This window comes from Hydrogenophaga sp. (genome assembly GCF_051007235.1).
Taxonomy (GTDB): Bacteria; Pseudomonadota; Gammaproteobacteria; order Burkholderiales; family Burkholderiaceae_C; genus Hydrogenophaga.
The window spans coordinates 1-1,848 of sequence record NZ_JBPCSJ010000057.1; the positions used below are offsets into that span (position 1 = coordinate 1).

1 pseudogene is annotated in these 1,848 nt (G+C 71.0%); it reads left to right on the plus strand.

Annotated features, from left to right (window positions below):
• Positions 1 to 88: 88 nt before the first annotated feature.
• Positions 89 to 1,848: pseudogene (locus tag ACR2JA_RS01865) on the plus strand (NAD(P)/FAD-dependent oxidoreductase); the annotation flags it as partial.

The window sequence follows — 1,848 nt, forward strand, 5'->3', positions numbered from 1 at the left end:
GGTGCGATCGACAGAGGGGCTCATGCCCCGATTGTCTGCGGCGACAATAGCCCCCTCGCTGCTTGATCAACACAAGCCTCACGACACCATGATCCGCATCGCCGAACTCAAACTGCCTCTGGCCCAGGTGCCCGCCGAGCACCGCCGCGCCGCCGACGCCCCCACCGACACCGCCCACGACCGTGAGCCGCCGCCCCACCCGGTGGACGCGCTGACCCGGCTGGCCGCCCAGGCCCTGGGCACCGACCCGGCCGCCATCGCCGGGCTGACCGTTTTCAAGCGCAGCTTCGACGCGCGCAAGGCCGACCTGCTGGCGGTCTACATCGTCGATGTGACGCTGGCAGACCCGGCGCTCGAACAGCGCCTGCTGGCCCAGCACACGCAGCACCCGCACATCCACCCCACGCCCGACATGGCCTGGCGCGCGCCCGGTCACGCACCGGCGCTCTGGCCCGCCAGCGACGCCGAGCGCCCGGTGGTGGTGGGCCTGGGTCCTTGCGGCCTGTTCACCGCGCTGGCGCTGGCGCAGATGGGCCTGCGTCCCATCGTGCTCGAACGCGGCAAGCCGGTGCGCGAACGCACCAAGGACACCTGGGGCCTGTGGCGCAAGAAGGTGCTCAACCCGCAAAGCAACGTGCAATACGGCGAGGGCGGTGCCGGCCTGTTATCCGACGGCAAGCTCTACAGCCAGATCAAGGACCCGCGCTTCCTCGGCCGCAAGGTGATGCAGGAGTTCGTGGACGCGGGTGCCCCGCCCGAGATCCTGTACCAGGCGCACCCGCACATCGGCACCTTCAAGCTGGTCAAGGTGGTCGAGGCCATGCGCGAGAAGATCATCGCGCTCGGTGGCGAGATCCGCTTCCAGCACCAGGTGGTGGGCGTGACGCTGGCGCCCGCGGCCGATGGCCAGCAGCAACTGACCGCCCTGCGCGTGCAGCGGCTGGACACGGGCGAGACCACGGAGCTGCCGACGCAGCGAGCCGTGTTCGCGCTGGGCCACAGCTCGCGCGACTCCTTTGCCCTGCTGCACGACGCGGGTGTGTTCCTGGAAGCCAAGCCCTTCTCGGTCGGTTTTCGCATCGAGCACCCGCAGAGCGTCATCGACCGCGCCCGCTGGGGCCGCCACGCCGGCCACCCGCTGCTGGGCGCGGCCGACTCCAAGCTGGTGCACCACGCGAAGAACGGGCGCGCCGTCTAGAGCTTCTGCATGTGCCCGGGCGGCACCGTGGTGGCCGCCACCAGCGAACCCGGTCGCGTGGTGACCAACGGCATGAGCCAGTACTCGCGCAACGAACGCAACGCCAACGCCGGCATGGTGGTCGGCATCGACCTGGCCGACTACCCGCAGACCTTTCCGCAAGACGTGCCGCTGTGGACCGCCGCCTTCGGCGAGGCCGACGGCACGCGCTATGCGCAGCAGGCCCAGGCCCTGGCCGCGGACGGCCAAACCCACCCGCTGGCCGGCATCGTGCTGCAGCGCCAGCTGGAGGCGCGCGCCTACACCCTGGGCGGCGGCACCTACGAGGCGCCGGGCCAGACCGTGGGCGACTTCCTGGCCGCGCGCCCGTCCACCGCGCTGGGCGAGGTCACGCCGTCTTACAAACCCGGCGTCAAGCTGGGCGACCTGGCCCCTGCCCTGCCGGCCTACGCCATCGAAGCCATACGCGAAGCCCTGCCGGTGTTCGGCCGCAAGATCAAGGGCTACGACATGCCGGACGCGGTGCTCACCGGCGTGGAAACACGCACCAGCTCACCGCTGCGCATCACCCGCGGGGGCGACTTCCAGAGCCTGAACACCCGCGGACTGTTCCCGGCCGGCGAAGGGGCGGGCTACGCGGGCGGCATCCT